At 67.3% G+C, this 18,761-nt stretch carries 21 protein-coding genes; 14 read left to right on the forward strand and 7 right to left on the reverse strand.

What is annotated here, in order from left to right:
• The first annotated feature begins 49 nt into the window (after positions 1-49).
• Positions 50-724, forward strand: a complete 675-nt coding sequence (trhA, locus tag ACWGIC_RS17835) for a PAQR family membrane homeostasis protein TrhA (protein WP_452077027.1) — start codon at positions 50-52, stop codon at positions 722-724.
• Between the two features lie 126 nt (positions 725-850).
• Here the strand turns inward: trhA and ACWGIC_RS17840 are convergent, their stop codons facing one another.
• From ACWGIC_RS17840 to ACWGIC_RS17850, 3 genes are all read right to left on the reverse strand, one after another.
• Positions 851-2,746 (reverse strand): acyl-CoA dehydrogenase family protein, encoded by a 1,896-nt coding sequence (locus ACWGIC_RS17840; protein WP_452077028.1) that lies wholly within the window; start codon positions 2,744-2,746, stop codon positions 851-853.
• A 58-nt stretch (positions 2,747-2,804) separates the two neighbouring features.
• Positions 2,805-3,359: a hypothetical protein gene (locus ACWGIC_RS17845; protein ID WP_452077029.1), complete on the reverse strand. Its 555-nt coding sequence runs from the start codon at positions 3,357-3,359 to the stop codon at positions 2,805-2,807.
• Positions 3,360-3,453: 94 nt separating this feature from the next.
• Positions 3,454-5,445 carry a thioredoxin domain-containing protein gene (locus ACWGIC_RS17850; RefSeq protein WP_452077030.1) on the reverse strand — a complete coding sequence of 664 codons (1,992 nt, stop codon included), beginning with the start codon at positions 5,443-5,445 and terminating at the stop codon, positions 3,454-3,456.
• A gap of 131 nt (positions 5,446-5,576) precedes the next feature.
• On the opposite strand from ACWGIC_RS17850, the gene ACWGIC_RS17855 reads away from it, so the two are divergent.
• Together ACWGIC_RS17855 and ACWGIC_RS17860 are read left to right on the forward strand one after the other, a co-directional pair.
• Entirely contained in the window at positions 5,577-5,984 is a 408-nt protein-coding gene (locus ACWGIC_RS17855) for a hypothetical protein (RefSeq protein ID WP_452077031.1), read from the forward strand.
• Positions 5,981-6,271 (forward strand): winged helix-turn-helix domain-containing protein, encoded by a 291-nt coding sequence (locus ACWGIC_RS17860; protein WP_452077032.1) that lies wholly within the window; start codon positions 5,981-5,983, stop codon positions 6,269-6,271. The genes ACWGIC_RS17855 and ACWGIC_RS17860 overlap by 4 nt, the downstream gene beginning before the upstream one ends.
• On the opposite strand, the gene ACWGIC_RS17865 is transcribed toward ACWGIC_RS17860, so the two are convergent.
• On the reverse strand, positions 6,268-7,719 hold the full coding sequence (locus ACWGIC_RS17865) for an MFS transporter (protein WP_452077033.1): 1,452 nt from the start codon (positions 7,717-7,719) through the stop codon (positions 6,268-6,270). The genes ACWGIC_RS17860 and ACWGIC_RS17865 overlap by 4 nt on opposite strands.
• Before the next feature lie 78 nt (positions 7,720-7,797).
• On the opposite strand from ACWGIC_RS17865, the gene ACWGIC_RS17870 reads away from it, so the two are divergent.
• From ACWGIC_RS17870 to ACWGIC_RS17895, 6 genes are all read left to right on the forward strand, one after another.
• Positions 7,798-7,959 (forward strand): hypothetical protein, encoded by a 162-nt coding sequence (locus tag ACWGIC_RS17870; RefSeq protein WP_452077034.1) that lies wholly within the window; start codon positions 7,798-7,800, stop codon positions 7,957-7,959.
• Positions 7,960-7,970: 11 nt separating this feature from the next.
• Positions 7,971-9,518, forward strand: coding sequence for a hypothetical protein (locus tag ACWGIC_RS17875; protein ID WP_452077035.1), 1,548 nt, complete (start codon positions 7,971-7,973; stop codon positions 9,516-9,518).
• A gap of 250 nt (positions 9,519-9,768) precedes the next feature.
• Entirely contained in the window at positions 9,769-10,170 is a 402-nt protein-coding gene (locus ACWGIC_RS17880) for a hypothetical protein (RefSeq protein WP_452077036.1), read from the forward strand.
• On the forward strand, positions 10,167-10,778 hold the full coding sequence (locus tag ACWGIC_RS17885) for a DUF3558 domain-containing protein (RefSeq protein ID WP_452077037.1): 612 nt from the start codon (positions 10,167-10,169) through the stop codon (positions 10,776-10,778). Before ACWGIC_RS17880 ends, ACWGIC_RS17885 begins: the two co-directional genes overlap by 4 nt.
• Complete coding sequence (locus ACWGIC_RS17890; RefSeq protein ID WP_452077038.1) at positions 10,778-11,974, forward strand: PPE domain-containing protein; 1,197 nt, start codon at positions 10,778-10,780, stop codon at positions 11,972-11,974. The genes ACWGIC_RS17885 and ACWGIC_RS17890 overlap by 1 nt, the downstream gene beginning before the upstream one ends.
• 21 nt (positions 11,975-11,995) lie before the next feature.
• Positions 11,996-12,709 (forward strand): ESX secretion-associated protein EspG, encoded by a 714-nt coding sequence (locus ACWGIC_RS17895; RefSeq protein WP_452077039.1) that lies wholly within the window; start codon positions 11,996-11,998, stop codon positions 12,707-12,709.
• 20 nt (positions 12,710-12,729) lie between these two features.
• Here the strand turns inward: ACWGIC_RS17895 and ACWGIC_RS17900 are convergent, their stop codons facing one another.
• Both ACWGIC_RS17900 and mca read right to left on the reverse strand, forming a co-directional pair.
• Entirely contained in the window at positions 12,730-13,077 is a 348-nt protein-coding gene (locus ACWGIC_RS17900; RefSeq protein WP_452077040.1) for a hypothetical protein, read from the reverse strand.
• Complete coding sequence (mca, locus tag ACWGIC_RS17905) at positions 13,074-13,988, reverse strand: mycothiol conjugate amidase Mca (RefSeq protein ID WP_452077041.1); 915 nt, start codon at positions 13,986-13,988, stop codon at positions 13,074-13,076. Before mca ends, ACWGIC_RS17900 begins: the two co-directional genes overlap by 4 nt.
• Before the next feature lie 159 nt (positions 13,989-14,147).
• On the opposite strand from mca, the gene ACWGIC_RS17910 reads away from it, so the two are divergent.
• The 3 genes from ACWGIC_RS17910 (at position 14,148) to ACWGIC_RS17920 (ending at position 16,214) form a co-directional block, all read left to right on the forward strand.
• Positions 14,148-14,624, forward strand: a complete 477-nt coding sequence (locus ACWGIC_RS17910) for a DUF4307 domain-containing protein (RefSeq protein ID WP_452077042.1) — start codon at positions 14,148-14,150, stop codon at positions 14,622-14,624.
• Between the two features lie 187 nt (positions 14,625-14,811).
• Positions 14,812-15,312 (forward strand): transcription elongation factor GreA, encoded by a 501-nt coding sequence (greA, locus tag ACWGIC_RS17915; protein WP_037816721.1) that lies wholly within the window; start codon positions 14,812-14,814, stop codon positions 15,310-15,312.
• 98 nt (positions 15,313-15,410) lie between these two features.
• Positions 15,411-16,214: an MBL fold metallo-hydrolase gene (locus ACWGIC_RS17920; RefSeq protein ID WP_452077043.1), complete on the forward strand. Its 804-nt coding sequence runs from the start codon at positions 15,411-15,413 to the stop codon at positions 16,212-16,214.
• Here ACWGIC_RS17920 and ACWGIC_RS17925 read toward each other — a convergent pair.
• The gene (locus ACWGIC_RS17925) at positions 16,198-16,668 is read right to left on the reverse strand and encodes an Lrp/AsnC family transcriptional regulator (RefSeq protein ID WP_009083170.1); all 471 of its coding nucleotides are present in this window, start codon (positions 16,666-16,668) and stop codon (positions 16,198-16,200) included. The genes ACWGIC_RS17920 and ACWGIC_RS17925 overlap by 17 nt on opposite strands.
• A 122-nt stretch (positions 16,669-16,790) precedes the next feature.
• On the opposite strand from ACWGIC_RS17925, the gene hppD reads away from it, so the two are divergent.
• Positions 16,791-17,990: a 4-hydroxyphenylpyruvate dioxygenase gene (gene hppD, locus ACWGIC_RS17930; RefSeq protein ID WP_452077044.1), complete on the forward strand. Its 1,200-nt coding sequence runs from the start codon at positions 16,791-16,793 to the stop codon at positions 17,988-17,990.
• 196 nt (positions 17,991-18,186) lie between these two features.
• Positions 18,187-18,747: a YbaB/EbfC family nucleoid-associated protein gene (locus tag ACWGIC_RS17935; protein ID WP_452077045.1), complete on the forward strand. Its 561-nt coding sequence runs from the start codon at positions 18,187-18,189 to the stop codon at positions 18,745-18,747.
• The last annotated feature ends 14 nt before the right edge of the window (positions 18,748-18,761 follow it).

Consider the following 18,761-nt stretch of genomic DNA (forward strand, 5'->3'; position numbering starts at 1 on the left):
CGCGCCACGGGGGCTGGCAAAAAACCTACGGTCCCGTAGCCTTGGCACGGTGAGTGTGACGATCGATCCCCCGCCCGCCCCCGAGGACACTCGGCCCCGGCTGCGCGGCCACATCCACTTCTGGTCGTTCTTCGGCGCCGTCGCCGCGGCCGCCGCGCTGATCAGCCTCGCCGCGTCGACAGTTTCCCCGATAGCGGCGCTGGCGACGTCCGTGTACGGCCTCACCGTGCTGGGCGTGTTCGGCGTGAGCGCGCTGTATCACCGCAGGCTGTGGAGCCCGCGCGCGTACAAGTGGATGAAGCGCGCCGACCACTCGATGATCTTCCTCTTCATCGCCGGCACCTACACGCCGTTCACCCTGCTGGCCATGTCGAAGCCGACCGGATACGTCGTCCTGGGCATCGTCTGGGGCGGCGCGATCCTCGGCGTGGCGATGAAGATGCTGTGGCCGCACGCCCCGCGCTGGCTGGGCGTGCCGATTTACATCGCGCTCGGGTGGGTCGCGGTGTTCGTCCTGCCGGAGCTGCTCAGCCATGCCGGGGTCGCGGCTTTGGTGCTGCTTTGCGTGGGCGGCCTGTTTTATACCGTTGGGGCGGTTTTCTACGCGGTGAAGTGGCCTAACCACTGGCCGGAGACGTTCGGGTACCACGAGTTCTTCCACGCGTGCACGGTGTTGGCGGCGGTGTCGCATTACATCGCGATCTGGTTGGCGATGTACTCCTAGCTGGGGTTTTACCTCTGTGGATCTTTCTCAGGCCGTCTCCAGGCCGTCACGCTGCCTGGGGACGGCCTGAGTCGTTTCCGAAGCACCCGCAGGCGACTGAATATCCCCGGCCGCGGTAGCTCGGGCTCAGCCGTTCAGCATCGGGGCCGCCAAGAACTGCTCCGGCACCGCGAACCCGTCCACCAACGTCCGCGCGTGGGACCGCAAAGCCCCGCACAGCGCGTTAACGGCCGCAGTCACCGCCTTAGACCGGCTTGCGGAGATCCGGCCGTGCTCCAAGAACCACGCACGGTCCGCTTCGATCGTCGACAGGGCGTACAGGTCGCAGACGCGCGAAAGAAGCCCAGCCGCATCCTCGTCAGGGCAAGCGGCGACAGCGCGCGCGAAGGCGTCGAGAATCAACCGGTCCACGTGTACACGGCCAGCGAGCAGCACATGGTCCTGTACGGAGTTGAAGACGCCGAAGGGGTCCGAAGCAGCCCGACGGAGGCGGTTGGCCACACCGCTCAACACGTGCTCTTCACGGTCCTCGAAGAGACGCTGTTGCCACTCGCGGTCGAAGAGCACTGAAGCGTCGTCAGACTCGGTCAGGCGCTCCACGAACCGCAATGCGGCTGAGTGCTCCTTCACGGTGTCCACCAGCTGCTCGGCGACGAACCGAGCGGTCGCGAGCGGGCTGAGGTCCTCGAAGTGTTCCTTGTACTGCGTCAGAAGACCCTTCGCGACCAGCTGCAACAACACCGTGTTGTCGCCTTCGAAGGTGGTGAAGACGTCGGTGTCGGCTTTCAGACCGGCCAGCAAGTTTTCTGCCAGGTACCCGCTGCCGCCGCAGGCTTCGCGGGCGGTTTGGATCGTCGCGGTGGCGTGCCAGGTGTTCAGAGCCTTCAAACCAGCGGCGCGGGATTCGAGTTCGCGCTGTTCTTCCTCTGGCGCGTCGGGGGCGATGTCGTGCAGGGCGGCGACCAACTCCTCCTGTGCGAAGTGCAGAGCGTAAGTCTTCGCCAAGGCGGGCAGCAGTTTTCGTTGATGTCCCAGGTAGTCGAGGATGACCACCTCGTCGCCTTCCGGGCGTTGGAACTGCCGCCGTTGGTCGCCGTAGCGGATTGCCAGCGTCAGGGCTCGTTGGGTGGCGCACCCAGCGCTTCCGCCGACGCTCACGCGGCCGCGGATCAGCGTGCCCAGCATGGTGAAAAAGCGACGGCCGTCGCTTTCGATCGGGCTCGTGTAGGTGCCGTCCTCGGCTACGTCGCCGAAGCGGTTCAGCAGCGCTTCCCGTGGCACGCGTACCTGATCGAAGGTCAACCGTCCATTGTCGACGCCGTTCAGGCCAGCTTTGACGCCGCAGTCCGCGATGGTGACGCCGCGGGCAGGAGCACCCGACTCGTCGCGGATCGGGACCAGGAAAGCATGCACACCGCGGGATTCGCCGGCGGTGATCAGCTGCGCGAATACCACCGCGAGCTGTCCGTCGCGGGCGGCGTTGCCGATGTATTCCTTGGTGGCGCCGGGATCTGGGCTGTGCACGACGAACTCGCGCGCGGCCGGGTCGTACGTCGCGGTGGTGTGCAGGTGCTGGACATCGGAGCCGTGGCCGTGCTCGGTCATCGCGAAGCAGCCGAGCAGGTCCAGATTCATGATGCGGCGCAAGTACTTCTCGTGATGCGACGAGGTGCCGAGCAGCTGTACCGCGCCGCCGAAAAGGCCCCACTGCACCCCTGCTTTGACCATCAGCGACAGGTCGCCGTAGCCGAGCATCTCGAACGACATCACCGACCCGCCGACGTCGCTCAGCCCGCCGTACGCGGAGTCGAAGCCGAGCGCGGGACGGTCGGTTTCGGCGAGTTTCCGCAGCTGGTCCAGCACCTGGACGCGATGCGCCTCGACGTCGAGACCGATCGTGTCCCGGAACTTCTCCGTGCTCATCTGCGCACGCACGTCGCGCTTCAGACCGGCCCAGCGTCCATCGAGGACGGCGGTCAACGCGTCCGGGTCCACTTTCTCGGGCACAGCAGGGACGTCCACGGTTCCTCCGATGCAGCAGGTTGCCACCAGCCTGCCGCAGCGGAGGATCTTCCGCAGCTCAGCCCAAGTCGGGCCCCTTCGACCGCAGGTCGTCGACTTTGGTCATCGCCTCGCGCAGTTCGGTCAGCCAGGCGTCCGCGTGTTCGCCGACCAGCCGCACCGCCCAGGCCAGCGCCTCGGACCGCGACCGCGCGACGCCGGCGTCCACGAGTGTGTCGAGGACCAGCCGTTCGGGCTGCCGCAGCCGGGTCATCACCGGCACCGACAGCGTCGTGAAGTGCACCGTCGTACCACCCAGCTTCGCGCCCCACGCCACCTTGCGCTGGTAGCGGTGTTCGGCTTGGCGGGCGATTTCGATGCGCTCGTCGCGGGTTTCCTCGCGGAACCTGCTGATCCGCCCGTCCTCAGCGGCCGCGCGGGCCGCGTCGTCGGCGTAATCGCCGGTCAGCGCGGGCAGCTCGCCGACGATCAGGATCTCTTCGCGGTCCACGGTGAGTTCCGGGTCGCCGGTGAACCAGCCGTCCGGGAGCCGTCCGCCGAACCACGCCGCCGCGTCGTCCGCCGACGGCACCTCGGCCTGCTGCCAGCCCCGGCCTTTCCAACCTCGCCCCATGACGTCCACCATCCTTGATTACATGATTACGTCACTACTGAAGCTACGCTGATTCCACCGTGGTGGGTACCGCGTTCACCAGGGGCGGAATTAGTCAGAGCTGGGCGATGAGCTGGTCCGCAGCAGTCACCGGGCGTTCACAGACGTAACCGCGGCAGACGTACGCCGCCGCCTCGCCGTCGACCAGCGGCCGGTCGGCCAGCAGCGGGATGCCGGGCGCGTCCGGCTCTCCGCCGAGCACGATGCCGCCGCCGTGGATGTGCTGCGCGGCGGCGGTGACCAGCTCCGCACGTTCCGTGCCAACGACGGCGACCTGCACCGGCCCGGATTGCGCCGCCTCCGCCACGGAGAGCCAGTGCCCAGCGAAACGCGGCACGCGCGCGGCGAGCAGACCGACGCGGCGCAGCGCGAGCTCGGCGGCGTCGCGGTATCGCGCCGCCTGGTCAGGTCCGGCCAACGCGGACGCGGTGAGCAGCGCACCAGCCAGCGCCGAAGCCCCGGACGGGCTCGCGTTGTCCGTCGGATCGGACGGGCGCTGCACCAGAACTTCCGCGTCGTCGGCGGTGTCGTGATACGCACCTGGCGCGGCGTCGGACGCGAAATGCACCAGCGCGACGTCCAGCAGCCGGGTCGCTTCGGTGAGCCAGCGAGGTTCGCCAGTGGCCTGGTGGAGGGCGAGAAGACCGTCCGCGAGGCAGGCGTAGTCCTCCAGGACGCCGACCGGTGCCCCGACCGAGCCGTCCCGCGAACTGCGGCGGAGTCGTCCGTCCACGATGTGCAGGTCCAGCAGCAGCGACGCCGCGCCGCGGGCCAGTTCGATCCACTGTGGACGCTCAAGCGCGACGCCCGCCTCAGCCAGCGCGGAAATCGCGAGACCGTTCCACGCCGCGACCACCTTGTCGTCCCGCCCCGGCTGCGGACGCGACGCTCGCGCTTCCAGCAATGTCTGCCGGACGCGCTCGAACCGGTCGAAATCGTCCGGATCTGCCCGCAATTGCAGGGTCGAAGCGCCTTCTTCGAACGTGCCTTCCTCGGTGACACCGAAAAGCTCAGCCGCCCACGGACCGTCCTCGCCGAGCACCTCGTTGAGCTGCGCGGGCGTCCAGACATACGTCAATCCCTCGACGCCTTCGGTGTCCGCATCAAGCGAAGCTGCGAAACCTCCTTGCGGCGTAAGAAGATCATGCTCAAGGAACCGGACGATCCCTTCCGCCACCCGCCGTGCCGACGCCGAGCCGCGGCGCGCGAGATGCGCGTACACTCGGAGCAGCAACGCGTTGTCATACAACATTTTCTCGAAGTGCGGGACGATCCACTCCGCGTCCACGGAGTAGCGTGCGAATCCGCCGCCCAGCTGGTCGTGAATGCCGCCGCGGGCCATCGAGTCCGCCGCGGACTCGGCAAGGGTGCGCGCCTCCGCCGAGCCCGTTCGCTCGGAGTGGCGCAGCAGGAACTCCAGCACCATGGACGGCGGAAACTTCGGCGCACCACCGAAACCGCCGTGCACCGAGTCTGCCTCCTGCGCAAGTTTCGTCACTGCCTCAGCCAGCGCGTCGGCGTCAACGGCGGCTTCCTTCAGCGGACCGCTCTGCTCGGCAAGATGCCCGACGATCTGTTTCGCGCCCTCGCGCAGGTCGTCCGGCCGCTCCTCCCACGCCTCGGCGACCGCCACCAGCAGCTGCGTGAACGACGGGATGCCGGGGCGCGGTGCGGGCGGATAGTAAGTGCCGCAATGGAATGGCTCGCCCTCCGGGGTGAGAAAACAAGTCATGGGCCAGCCGCCCTGACCGGTCATGGCCTGCGTGGCGGCCATGTAGACGGCGTCGATGTCCGGCCGCTCCTCGCGGTCGACCTTGATGTTGACGAAATGCGCGTTCATCAGGGTCGCGGTGCCTTCGTGCTCGAACGACTCGTGCGCCATGACGTGACACCAATGGCAGGCGGCGTATCCGACGGACAGCAGAATCGGCACCCCGCGACGGCGCGCCTCGGCCAGCGCTTCCGGACCCCACTCCCACCAATCGACGGGGTTGCCGGCGTGTTGCAGGAGGTAGGGGGACGTCGCATCGGCGAGGCGGTTCGTCATGGTGCCGAGTGTGCCTCATGCCGCTGGAGACCGGTCCCGTCCCCGCCTCGTCGGTAGTTTCCAACTTGGAAAGTACCTGCTAGTTTGGTAGGTACTTGATGGAGTGCCATCAGCCAAGGGGGTCTGGCGACATGGACAAAGCAGCGGCCGAACAGGCGTTACGCACCGCCGAATCGGCGTCGTCGAAGGTGCTCGCACAGGGACGGTGGCACCCGATGGCGTTGCTCGCGCTTGGTGTGCTCGAGGCCGCCGTCCTGCTGGTCGGCGGGCTTGGAAACATGGGACTGCTGCTCATGCCGGGAAGTCTGGTCCCGCTTTTCGTCTTCATCGTCTACACCGCGACCCGCCCGGTGGTCGGCCGGCACCAGCGCGTCCTTTATCCGATCCTCGGCGCGGGCGTCAGCTTGGTCATCGCGATCGCCGCCCCGCTCGGACAGGTGCGTTTCGCCGCGAATCCGGCCTGGTGGGTCCCTGCCGCGGTGCTCGGCGCGATCCCGTTCGCGGTCGCCGCCTGGTTCGAAACGCGGGGCCGCCGATGAACCACCCCCGGCTCGCGCTGGATTCGGTGATCCACTCGCCGATCCGGTTCTCCATCACCGCGGCCCTCGCAGCGGTCGACGAAGCCGATTTCAAATCGGTTCGGGACGCGGTGGAAATCTCCGATTCCGTGCTGTCCAAACAGATCTCGACGCTTGAAGCGGCGGGGTACGTCGCAGTCCGCAAGATCTTCGTCGGCAAACGCCCCCGCACCTACCTGTCGCTGACCTCGCAGGGGCGCAAGGCCTGGGACGCCCACGTCCGGGCCTTGCGCGAGATCGCCGGTTAAAGCGAGTTTCCAGCTGGCTGCTCCGAAAACGCAGCCTTCCGTCGCCAAGCAGCGGTACCCCGCCAGACACACCACGCGCCCGCCACTCCAGCCAATCCGATGCCGCAGAGCGCGACTCGGGCCTGTCCTGCCGGAGCCGGTCCGCCGAGGTGGACCAATACCCCCGCGACGGCGGACCCGATGGCGTTCGAGACGAGTTGCACGGTGTTGATCGCCGCGGCGGCGGTGTCGCCCTCGTCGTCGGAACCGACCCCGCCCATGATCCGCGCGGCCACGTGCGGCCAAGCGATGCCGATTCCGGCCCCGCCCACCAGGAGCGCCGCCGTCCAGGCCACCGTCGCTCCGGTTCCCATGGCGTCGCCTACCAGCAGTCCAGCGGCCACGAAACCGACGGTGATCAACAGCGGTCCCGCCGACGCCACCCGGCTTTTGGCCCGCAGCCCCGTGACGCCCGCGCTGGGCACCTCGCCCAGAGTCCAGCCCAGCGCGATCGCGGCGCCCACGAATCCGGCCAGTAACGGGGCGAGCCCCGCCAGGCGTTGCCCGAACAGCGGAATGAACGCCTCGATCTGCGAAGCGAGAGCCAGCAACGCGACGGCGCCGTAGCACCACGGAAGCGGAGACGAGAGGGAGAAAGCCGACCGCGGCAGAATCCGTCCGCCGCGTCGCTTGTCGTCAGCGAACGCCAAGCCGAGGCCGAGCAGGGCCACCACGAGCAGCACGCCGAGCAGGACCGTGGAATCCACGATGTTGGCGATGCTGACCAGCAGCGCGGAGACGACCAAAAGTCCCACCGTGAGCGGGGACGGTACGGGCGGCAAATCGCCTGCGCGCGTCGCGGGCACGGTGAGCGGAACGAGGATCGCCACCAGCGCCGTCACGACCAGGAGCGTGACCATCGCCCCGCGCCACATGCCGTACTGCGCGAAGACCCCGCCGACCGCCGGTCCCAAGAACGTGCCGACGCCCCACATCCCGGAAACCAGTGCGGCACCAAGGGACCACAAGCGTTCCGGCAACAGCGATCGGATCAGCGCGTACCCCAACCCGCACAACAGACCGCCGCCGAGCCCCTGAACGAACCGTCCAGTCAGCAGCACCTCCATGACCGGGGCGGCTGCGCAGATCACTGTGCCGAGCGCGAACGCGCCGAGGGCCACGAAATAGGTATTGCGCGCGCCGAGTCGTGGCAGCGCCGTGCTCACCAAGGCCGACGAAATGACTGACGCCACCAGGAAAACTGTGGTCACCCAGGCGTAATAGCGACCGCCTCCGATGTCCTGCACCGCGGCGGGGAGCAGGCTGGTCGTCAGGAATACATTGGTCGCGTACAGCCCCACGCCTCCGGCTAGTACGGCGGCTACGCGACGATGTCTGCCGGTGAGCAGGTCACGCCAACTTCCTTTGGTTGCCGGGTTTTCGGCGTTCTGAGCAGAAGAGCTGGACATCAGGCGAACCTAAAACCTCTAGTTTGATAGAGGTCAATGCCGGACGATCCGTTTGCCCGGACGGATACTGTGATCTTCATGGCAACGGAGGACGCCGTCAGGAAGGTCTACGCGCTGCTGCCGTCGGCGGAGCCCTCCCTGCCCGGCCGCCTGCGTGCCCAGCAGGCGCGAGACTGGCTCGACGGGGACCGCCGAGAAATCCGACCATTGGCCTTGGCCGCGCGGCGAGGAAATCGCTAAGGTCCGCACCTATGAAGCGATTCCCCGGAGCTGGCTCGCTGAAATCCATCACCGCGATCGTATTCATCGGATGTCTAGGTTTGTCCGGTTGCAGCACTCCTGCGGCATCCGCAGCGCCGAACTGGCTCACCTTCACGAACGGCCGCCTCTCCTACGGCACCGACGCCCAAGGCAACCGGATCCCCGACTTCTCCCGCGTCGGCTATCGCAACGGCGATGCCCCGCCGCCTGAACTGCCAGTCGCGGCCACCGTCGGGCCACAGCCGTCCGACGATGACACCGCGCGTATTCAGCAGGCCATCAACCAGGTCGCGAGCAGCGGCAAGCCAGGCGCGGTCCAGCTGACAGCCGGCAACTACCGGCTCGAAGGCACGTTGCGGATCAACGCCAGCAACGTCGAACTGCGCGGCGCGGGCAGAGGAGCAAACGGGACCAGACTGGTCGCGGCAGGCAAACTGCACACCCTGGTCACCATCGCCGGAACCGGTTCGCGCGCCACCGCCGGTTCGGCGATCCCGGTCACCAGCAGCTATGTCCCGGTCGGCGCGGATCGGCTCGACGTAAGCGATGCCTCGTCCCTGCACGTCGGCGACCACGTCATCGTGCAGCGTCCGCAGGAACAACCGTGGATTCACGCGATCGGCATGGACAAGATCCCGCCGCGGCCCGACGGCACCCCGAGCAAGCAGTGGACACCGAACGCAGGCCTCCAGTTCGACCGGACAATCACCGCCGTCAACGGCAAAACCGTCCAATTCGACGTGCCGCTGACCAACGCACTGGAAAGCCAGTACACGCACGCGACTGTCACGCGCTACTCGTATCCCGGCCGGATCAGCGGCTCCGGCCTCACGCACCTGTCCGCGGACGGCGCCGAGTTCGAGAAGGACCCCGCCTGGCACGACAACGGCTACTTCAATTCCCAGCTGGTATCCGTCGACGCCGCGCAGGACAGCTGGGTCGACGACGTGATCGCGACCCACTTCGGCTCCGCCTTCGGAATCGGGCAGAACGCGATCCGGGTCAGCCTGCTGCACACGTCGTCCCTCGACGAATCCGTCCCTCAGGACATCCACGCCCAGCCCGCCGCCTACACCATCAGCGGCCAGGAAACCCTGGTGCGGCAATGCGTTGTCACCGGCAGCAACCTGCACGCCTGGATCACGCAGGCGAGGGTGCCCGGCCCGAACGTGGTCAGCCACTGCACCGCGACCAACACCGGCTCCCGGATCCTCGACGCCGGACCGCACCAGCGCTGGGCCAGCGGGACGCTGTACGACGACGTCACGATGAGCCCGCCGTCAGGCCATCTTGAGTTGTCCGACCGCCAATGGATGGGCAGCGGCCAGGGCTGGGCCGGGGCGAATTCGGTGCTGTGGAACTGCGGGACCGGCTCGTATCTTGTGGAGAATCCGCCTACCGCGCACAATTGGGCGCTGGGTTGCACGGGCGCGCAGAGTAAGCCTCCGTCGGGGCATCGGCCCGGCGAGATCGGGTCGCCGGGCAAGCATCTGGCACCGGAGAGTCTTTACGAAGAGCAACTGGCGGAACGGCGCTGATCCCATCGCAGTAACGAACGGGTGAACTCCGCTGTTTATGGTTTGAGACATTCGGGTGACTCTTGCTATTGGCACCGGGACAGCCGCCCTGCTCACCTCCATAAAACGCGAACTCGGCTGCGATTTGCAGTTCGCAGTTGCAGACAGGCTTAATCGCAGCGACTACAGTAACTCTCCGGTTCCAGAGGGTGACGACGCACACCTGGGCCCATCGGACCCGGGACGGTCTACGCAAGGGGAGGCGTACATCGTGGCCGACAATCAGCAGTCCAGCCTGCCTCCGGCCCGGAGGTATGGCGGCGCGTCGATCGAGACGCTGGCGATCGCGCCGTTGCTGGGCGACGGGTACTCCTACGACGGGGCGACGCTGAAAGAAATCGCGAGACTCTATGAAAGTCTTGCTGACAAATACCACATCGATCAGAACCATGCAATTATCATCGCGCGAACACAGCCGCCCGGACTGGATTTTTCCAGCGCAGACAACGCCGCTGTATTCCAAAGTTCCGGCGAAGTCTTGCGCAGATCGTTGGAGCAATGCGAGCGGTACTGCCGCGATCAGGCCGCCAAGTATCGCGCGGCGCTCAAAAAATACACGGATACTGAGAGCACGCACTCCGCCGAAATAGGCAAGGCCAGGGGAAGCCTGTGAGACGCTCCCTAGCGCTCGCCCCATTAGCCCTGTTCGCTCTCGCTGGCTGCTCGAGCACAGCCCCAGGGCAAGCCGTCCCGGCCGAGCACACCGATCAACCGGCATCGAGCAGCACCTCGGATCAGGTGCCCGGCCCCGGCGTGCCGAAAGTTCAGAGTCCCATCGACATCACCAAGTTCAAACAGAACCCTTGCGAATCCCTGACCTCGGCGCAAATTTCAGACCTGCTCGGCGACGGAGCCCGGGTCAACCCCGATCCGCGGGGCCCTGGCGGACCTGGCTGCGGCTGGTTCTCCCAGGCTCAGATCGTGGTTGTGTTCCCGAACGTCGACAAGCTGGGCCTGACCTCAGTCTATCGCGCGAAAGGCGGCGCGTATCCGTTCTTCATGCCCCTCGCTCCGGTCGACGGATACCCCGTCGTGGCCTATGGCACAGCCGACCTGCGGGGAAGGCTCGGCGAATGCAACGTCGCGCTGGGAACCAGCGACCGCGAAACCCTCGACGTATCGATCACTCAATCGGCAGCGCACAAAGGCGAGAAGGATCCGTGCGAATCTGCCCGCGAGGTCGCGGAGAAGGTACTCGGCAATCTGCGAGGAGGACGCTGATGCCCGGTCGATCATTGACCCCGGCGGAGATTTACCAGCAAATCACCGGCGGACAAGGTCCCGAATCGCTCGGCGAGACCCATAAAGCCGCGAAAGACCTTAGCCAGCGACTGCTGGAACGTGCCGACGAAATCGCCCGTCTCGTGGATAAAATGCGCGCCGGCTGGCATGGAGCCTCCGCTGAGGGGGCCGCGAATTCGGCTGCCCCGCTGATGGCTGTCTCTGGGGACCACAGCGCGAACCTGACCTTCGCGCAGAGCGCGGCGGACGGGCAAATCTCTGCTTTTCAGACCGTCAAGCACACGGTGAGACCGATCGGTGCACGACCGGAAATCACCGCGCAGGACGTGTACGACCTGCTCAGCGGGAAGCTTGGCTACTTCGCCAAGCTCGACCAATGGCAGGCCGACGCCCAGCACAACGTCGACGCCTACACCGGCTATCACGCAACGACGGGGATGAACTCCGATCGCATTCCAGCGCGCTACGCGGAGTTAGACGAGACCGGCGCACCCATCGACCTCACCAGGACCAGCGGGTCTCCGAAGCACCCGCGCAAGGGCCCCGTCGGACCGGGTGGGAAACCGCCCGATGGCCACCGTCCCGGAGCGCACCATCCCAGGGCGATCGAAACACCTCCGACCGTGGAAGTACCGGTTCCGAAACCACGTACGCCGATACCCGAAACAGGCAGCAAAAGCCCGGCTGCGCACCCGCACAAGCCTGGGCCTGAGCCGTCCGGCGACCGCTCATCCGCCTCGTCCCCGAAGGCAATCACCGCGCAACCAGACGCGACTCACGTCAGTTCGTCCGAACCCGGTTCGCCCGCGTTGCCGCCCGGCTATCAGTTCGGGCCGTCCGGTCGGGCGGTCAATCCCCTCGGGTCCAGTGGGTTCGTTCCGCTCGGCGTTCCCGGATCAGGCAACGGCGACAGGCGCGGCGGTCTAGGCGCGGGGAACCGCGTCGGCGCACGCGTACCCGGCGAATCGGTACCGGCACGCGGTGGCACCGCCGGAACCCCTGGCGCGACGGGGAAATCCGGCAGCGTGGTGGGCAGCGGAATGCCGGGAAAGAACAAAGAAAAGGACGCGGAAAGAACAGCTCCGCCCTATCTCCGGGAGACCGACCCGGAAGTATTCGGCGGAAGCGACATCAAACCGACACCCCCGGTGATCGGGGACCGACCGGCCCGCTAGGCCGTCGGGGAGGAATCAGCGGTGCGCACGACCGAGCTGTCCCTCGACGCCCTTCTCGGCGCGCTCCGGGAAGCCGGGTTCGACGAGCCGCATCCGGTGTTCTCGGGGCGGCTCCGGTTCACTGCCGAGCGGTTCGACGAGGCCGTCCGGGAAGAGCTGGCCTGGCTGGGGCTCCTCGACCACGGACGGTTCATCGACGAGTTCGAGGACCTGCTCTACGCGCTGGGCCGCGCCGACACCGAGTACGTCGCCCACGTGGAAAACCAGGACACTCGCTACGGCGTGCTGGTCGCCGTCCGTGGCCGGACGGGCGTCAAGGCGTTGTGCTCCGGCGATCGGGTGCGGCTGAAGGTCCTCGACGGCACCCGCTCCCCGGCCGGCGCGCTGGTCGCGAGCCTGCCGCGGTACCGGCCGGCTCAGCTGACCGCGTTCTCCCTGCTCCAGGAGGACTTCCAGGCGGACCTCACCGACCACCGCAGCGCAGCCGCGCGCGCGGTCGACGCCTTGTTCCAGGAGACCTGGTTCGGCGTCGGCGAGATGACCGTCGCGGTGCGCGAGCCGGCGAAACCAGGGCGCGTCGAAGCCGGGCCGCTGAGCTACCTCGACCTCACCGACGGCCGCGTCGCGTTCGAGGTGTCCGGGCCTGAGGAAAACCGGTACATCACGGTGCTGCCCGGCGAGGACAACCTGCTCACGGACAAGCTCGCTGCCCTCCGCGACGGGCTGACCAGCTAGTTCAGGCCCGTCGCCGGAGGTCAGTCGCTCTTCTTGGCCGCCGCCGCGTCCGGCTTCTTTTCCGCGGCCGCAGCCGCAGCCGGGTTCTCCGGTGCCTCTTCAGCCGTCTCCGACCCGGCCTCGGCAGCCTCCGAACCGGCCTCTTCCTTGTCGAACGTCTCCGGCACCTTCTTGAGGTGCTTGCTCATCGACCGGACCAGGAAGACCACCGCGACCAGGAACAGGATCAGCACCAGCAGGCCGACCGGCGAGGACTTGCCGAAGTCCTCGCCCTGGCCGCCGTTGTCCCCGCTGTCCGGCTGCTGGGCCAGCACCAGCGCCGACGCGGTGAGCGGGACGACCGCTGCGGCCGGCACACCGAAACTCATGGGCTCACCTTCTCCTTGATGCCTGCGAACAGATCGTCCTCCGGCAGCGTGCTGTCCACCAGGGAGCGGTTCAGCTCGTACTCCTCAGTGGGCCACACCTCGCGCTGGATCTCCAGCGGAACGGCGAACCAGCGGCTGGTCGGGTCGATCTGCGTGGCGTGCGCCTTCAGCGCCTCGTCGCGCACCTCGAAGTATTCCCCGCACTCGATCCGGGTCGTCACCCGCTCCATGATGTCGGCGCGCTCCGGGTCCCAGGACTTGAGCCACTCCTCGTACGGCGACTCCAGCCCGGCCTCCTTGAGCGCGGTGTCGAACGCCACCATCCTGGCCTTGGAGAACCCGTGCATGTAGTACAGCTTGAGCGGCTGCCACGGCTCGCCCGCCTGCGGGAACCGCTCCGGGTCGCCCGCCGCGTCGAACGCTGCCATCGACACCTCGTGGGTGCGGATGTGGTCCGGGTGCGGGTACCCGCCGTTCTCGTCGTAGGTCGTGATGACGTGCGGGCGGAACTCGCGGATCACGCGCACCAGCGCCTCGGTCGACTCCTCCAGCGGGATCACCGCGAAGGTGCCCTCCGGCACCGGCGGAAGCGGGTCGCCCTCGGGCAGCCCGGAGTCGATGAATCCCAGCCAGCGGTGGCTCACGCCGAGGATCTTCGCCGCGCGGGCCATCTCTTCGCGGCGGATCTCGGTCATGTTCGCCAGCACGTCCGGACGGTCCATGGCCGGGTTGAGAATGCTGCCGGCCTCGCCTCCGGTGCAGGTCACCACCATGACCTCGTGCCCGTCGGCGACGTATTTGGCCATCGTGGCGGCGCCCTTGCTCGACTCGTCGTCGGGATGGGCGTGCACCGCCATCAGGCGCAGTCGCTGCTTGCGGTCTTCTGTTGTCAGCTCGTCGGCTCCCACCATGGTCCGAACGGCCCTTTCCTGTCCTGTTATTCCGTGACACCTGGTTGCGCCGCGGTAAACCGCCCCGGCTCCGCGCCGCCGGAACGGGTCGCGGATACTCGACCAGGGTGGTGCCCCGGACCGGCCGCACCACCCATTGTCCTCAGGGGTACGACAAGTTTGACCGGAGGCCCGGATTTGCCGAGCGGGGAGACCGTGACCGCCGAGGGCGGCGCCGTGCCGGCGCGGCCCTCGGACCGGTACGGCACCGCGGGCAAGGGCAAACCGCCGAAGCGCTGGCGGAGGTGGCTTTTCGTGGCCGTCGCGCTGGTCGTGAGCTGCGCGATCGGCTGGATCTACTACCTCAACCTCGGCAAAACCCCGATTGAAGCCGAGCGCGTCGGCTTCAAGGAACTGCCGAACGACGCGATGGAAGTCACGCTCAACGTCACCCGGGACGACGACAGCAAGCCCGGCGTGTGCGTGGTGCGCGTGCGCGACAAGTCCGGCGCGGAAAGCGGCCGCCGGGAGGTGCTGGTTCCCGCCGGGGCCGGCCACAGCAGGGTGAACACAGTGGTGAAGAGCATCGGAGCCCCGGTGACCGCCGACGTGTTCGGCTGCTCGTATTCCATACCACGCTATCTGTCAACCCCGTAGCGGCCAACGGAGTGAAATGCGCGGCGAGCGTCCGCGCGGCGTGAAATGGACCGGCGTCGACCAGTCGTGCCGTGATAAGCTCGTACACCAGCACGGCCCCCGACGGGCCGTGTTTTTCCTTTATCTCAGCCGCGTGCGTACGCGGTGGCCGGCTTGTACACCCAAGCCTGGCAGGCCCTACGAGGAGATGGTGACCGTGAGCGACACCAAGGTGACCTGGCTGACCCAGGATGCCTACGACAGGCTCAAGCACGAGCTCGACGAAATGATCGAGAATCGTCCGGTCATCGCCGCCCGCATCAACGACAGCCGCGAAGAGGGCGACCTCAAGGAGAACGGCGGCTACCACGCTGCCCGCGAGGAGCAGGGCCAGGCTGAAGCCCGGATCCGGCACCTGCAGGAACTGCTGCGCAACGCGAAGGTCGGCGAGGCTCCGGACGACGACGGCACGGCGGGCCCCGGCAAGGTGCTGACCGTCAAGTACGACGGGGACGACGAGGAGGAGAAGTTCCTGCTTGCCACCCGTGAGGAAGGCGCGGAGGGCGCGCTCGACGTGTACTCCCCCGAATCGCCGCTCGGGAAGGCGCTGCTCGGCGCCAAGGAGGGCGAGTCCCGCGAGTACGAGCTGCCGAACGGCAAGACCATGAAGGTCACCCTGGTCAAGGCGGTGCCCTACAGCGAGTCCTGACTCGTTCCTGCCGAACGCGCGCCCGCCCGGTTTTTCCGTGGCCCGGCGCGCGTTCGGCGGTCTAGCGTGTCTTCCAGAGAAACTCTGGAAGGACACCGATGAGCACCGAACCACTCTGCCTGACTTGCGGAATGCAGTACGCCGCCCCGCGCGCCGACTGCCCGATCTGCGAGGACGAACGCCAATACGTGCCGCCGGGCGGACAGCAGTGGACTGACCTCGCGACGCTCCGCTCGAGCGGAGAGCTCAAACCGCGGATCGAGGAGCAGGGACCGGGCCTCATCGGCGTCGGCTCGGATCCGAAATTCGCGATCGGCCAGCGCGCGCTGCTGGTCCGCGCGGCGAGCGGCAACTTCCTCTGGGACTGCTCCGCCTACCTCGACGACGAGCTGATCGGCAAGATCACCGAACTCGGCGGCATCACCGGCATCGCGATCAGCCACCCGCACTACTACACGACCATGGTCGAGTGGGCGCGCGCCTTCGACGTCCCGGTCTATCTGCACGAGAACGACCGGCAGTGGATCGGCCGTCCGGACCCGGCCATCCAGCTGTGGACCGGCACGACGCTCGACGTCTCGCCGGATCTCCAGCTGATCAACCTCGGCGTGCACTTCCCCGGCGGCACCGTGCTGCACTGGCCCGCCGGCGAAGAAGGCCGCGGCGCGCTGCTGACTGGCGACATCGTGCAGGTGGTCCCGGACCGTACGCACGTCGGCTTCATGTACAGCTATCCGAACCTCGTCCCGGAGCGGCCGAGCATCGTACGGCGCGCTGCGGAACTGCTGGAGCCGTACGCGTTTGAAGCCATTTACGGCGCGTGGTGGGACGCCATTGTGCGTACCGACGGCCATGACGTCGTACAGCGCTCTGCGAAGCGCTATCTCACGTACGTGTCCTAGCCGTCCGTTCGAGCAGCGGCCGCACTCGCGGTGGCACTGGTGTCGACAACGCGATCGAAGTCGACGTACGCAAGACATCCGGCACGCCAACCACTTCGTCAATGACGCGTTGCAGATCGTCGTTGTCGCGCGCGACAAGACGTACGAAGAGGTCGCCTTGTCCGGTGGTGGCGTGCACTTCGCACACTTCGTCGATCGCAGCCAGTGCCTCCGCGACACCGGCCCGTTTGCCCTGCGCGATTTCCAGCACGGCGAACGCGGTGAGGCTGTATCCCATCGCGGCCAGATCGAGTTCCGGCGGGAAGCCGCCGAGGATGCCGCGTTCGGTCAGCCGGTCCAGCCGGGCCTGCACGGTGCCGCGCGCGACGCCGAGCCGGCGCGCGCATTCGAGCACGCCCAGCCGGGGCGAGTCGGTGAGCAACAGCAGCAGCCGCGCGTCGAGCGAGTCAAGCACCGGTTTTCTCCCTGCACAGGTTGTCCAAGATGACCGAGTATCTCCAGGATAAGCTGAGCACATTGTCCAGCTGAAACGGAAACCGTTGCGCAGCTTGCCGGGCGCGACTCATGCTTCAGTGCATGACCTCCACGATGGATCCGCACGGCGCACTCGACGACGTCAGCTACGACCAGCTCCGCCAGCTCGTCGGACTGGTGGACCACGACGCCTCGACCGACCCGTTCCCGGTCAAGGCACTGGACGCGGTGGTGTTCATCGCGGGCAACGCCACCCAGACCGCGTGGTTCTACCAGGTCGCGTTCGGCATGCAGCTGGTCGCGTACTCCGGCCCCGAAACGGGACAGCTCGACCACAAGGCCTTCGTGCTCAAGTCCGGCTCCGCGCGCTTCGTGATCACCGGTGGCGTGAAGCCGGACTCGAAGCTGCTCGACCACCACCGCCGCCACGGCGACGGCGTGATCGACCTCGCACTGGAGACCACCGACGTCGACAAGTGCGTCGAGCACGCCCGCAAGGAGGGCGCGACGATCCTCGAAGAGCCGCACGACGTCACCGACGAACACGGCACGATCCGCCGCGCCGCCATCGCGACCTACGGCGAGACCCGGCACACGCTCATCGACCGGTCCCGCTACAACGGCATCTACCTGCCCGGCTTCGAGCCGCGCGAGGGCACCGTCAAGCGGCCCGAGGGCGCGCCGAAGCGGCTGTTCCAGGCGGTCGACCACTGCGTCGGCAACGTCGAACTCGGCAAGATGGACTACTGGGTCGACTGGTACCACCGCGTCATGGGCTTCGTGAACATGGCGGAGTTCGTCGGCGACGACATCGCCACCGACTACTCGGCGCTGATGAGCAAGGTGGTGTCGAACGGCAACCACCGGGTCAAGTTCCCGCTCAACGAGCCGGCGATCGCGAAGAAGAAGTCGCAGATCGACGAGTACCTCGAGTTCTACGAGGGCGCGGGCTGCCAGCACATCGCGTTGGCCACCAACGACATCATCGCCACCATCACCGCGATGCGCGCGGCGGGCGTCGAATTCCTCGACACCCCGGACTCGTACTACGACGACCCCGAGCTGCGCGCCCGGATCGGCGAGGTGCGCGTGCCGATCGAAACGCTGAAGGAGCACCGGATCCTGGTCGACCGCGACGAGGACGGCTACCTGCTGCAGGTCTTCACCAAGCCGATCGGCGACCGGCCCACCGTGTTCTACGAGCTCATCGAGCGGCACGGTTCGCTCGGCTTCGGCAAGGGCAACTTCAAGGCCCTGTTCGAGGCCATCGAACGGGAGCAGGAGCGCCGCGGCAACCTCTGATCCGCTTCCTCCCTTCCCGGCCCGTCCGCGATCTCGCGGGCGGGCCGGTTTTTGTTACGGCGCGCTACTTGAAGTTCGCGTACAGTAGTCGGCATCACAGGAAAAACCGCGCCGCGCGGACAATTCGGAACCGCGCGGAACCGACGGGGTCGCGCGTCCGTCATTCTGGAGAAGTCACCGTGGAGAAAGGGGCCCGATGCCCGACAGCATCGACGCCAGCGAGCAGATGGTCGAGGGCTGGACGAAACAGCTCCAGCAGACCGCCGCCCGCTATCAGGCGATGGCCGAGCGTATGCAGGGCCAAACCGTCACCGAGCGCTCGAAGGACGGCTCGGTCGAGGTCACCGTGGACGCCAAGGGACTGCTGAAGAACCTGGTGCTCGCGGACTCCGCGGCAGGCAAGAAGATGGCCGACGTTTCCGCCGAGGTGATGCGGCTCGTGCAGCGCGCGCAGGCCCGGATCCCCGAACTGCTGCAGCAGGCTGCGGCCGAGACGGTCGGCGGCGATCAGACCACGGAAACACTGGTGGCCGACGCGCAGCGGACGTTCCCCGCGCCGCCCGCCGAGGAGCCGGACGAGTCCGGACCGGACCGGGTGCGCCGGTTTTTGCCGGAGGACGCCGAAGAAACGGGCGCCGCCGCGCCGCCGCCACCGCCGCGCCCGGCGGCCCCGCCGACTCCTCCGCCGCAGCCGCAACGCCGCCGCCGGAGCTCGTCGGACGATGACGACGACTTCGGCGGATCGATCCTGTCCTGACCGGAAGCCGTTCC

The organism is Amycolatopsis sp. NPDC054798 (assembly GCF_053611505.1).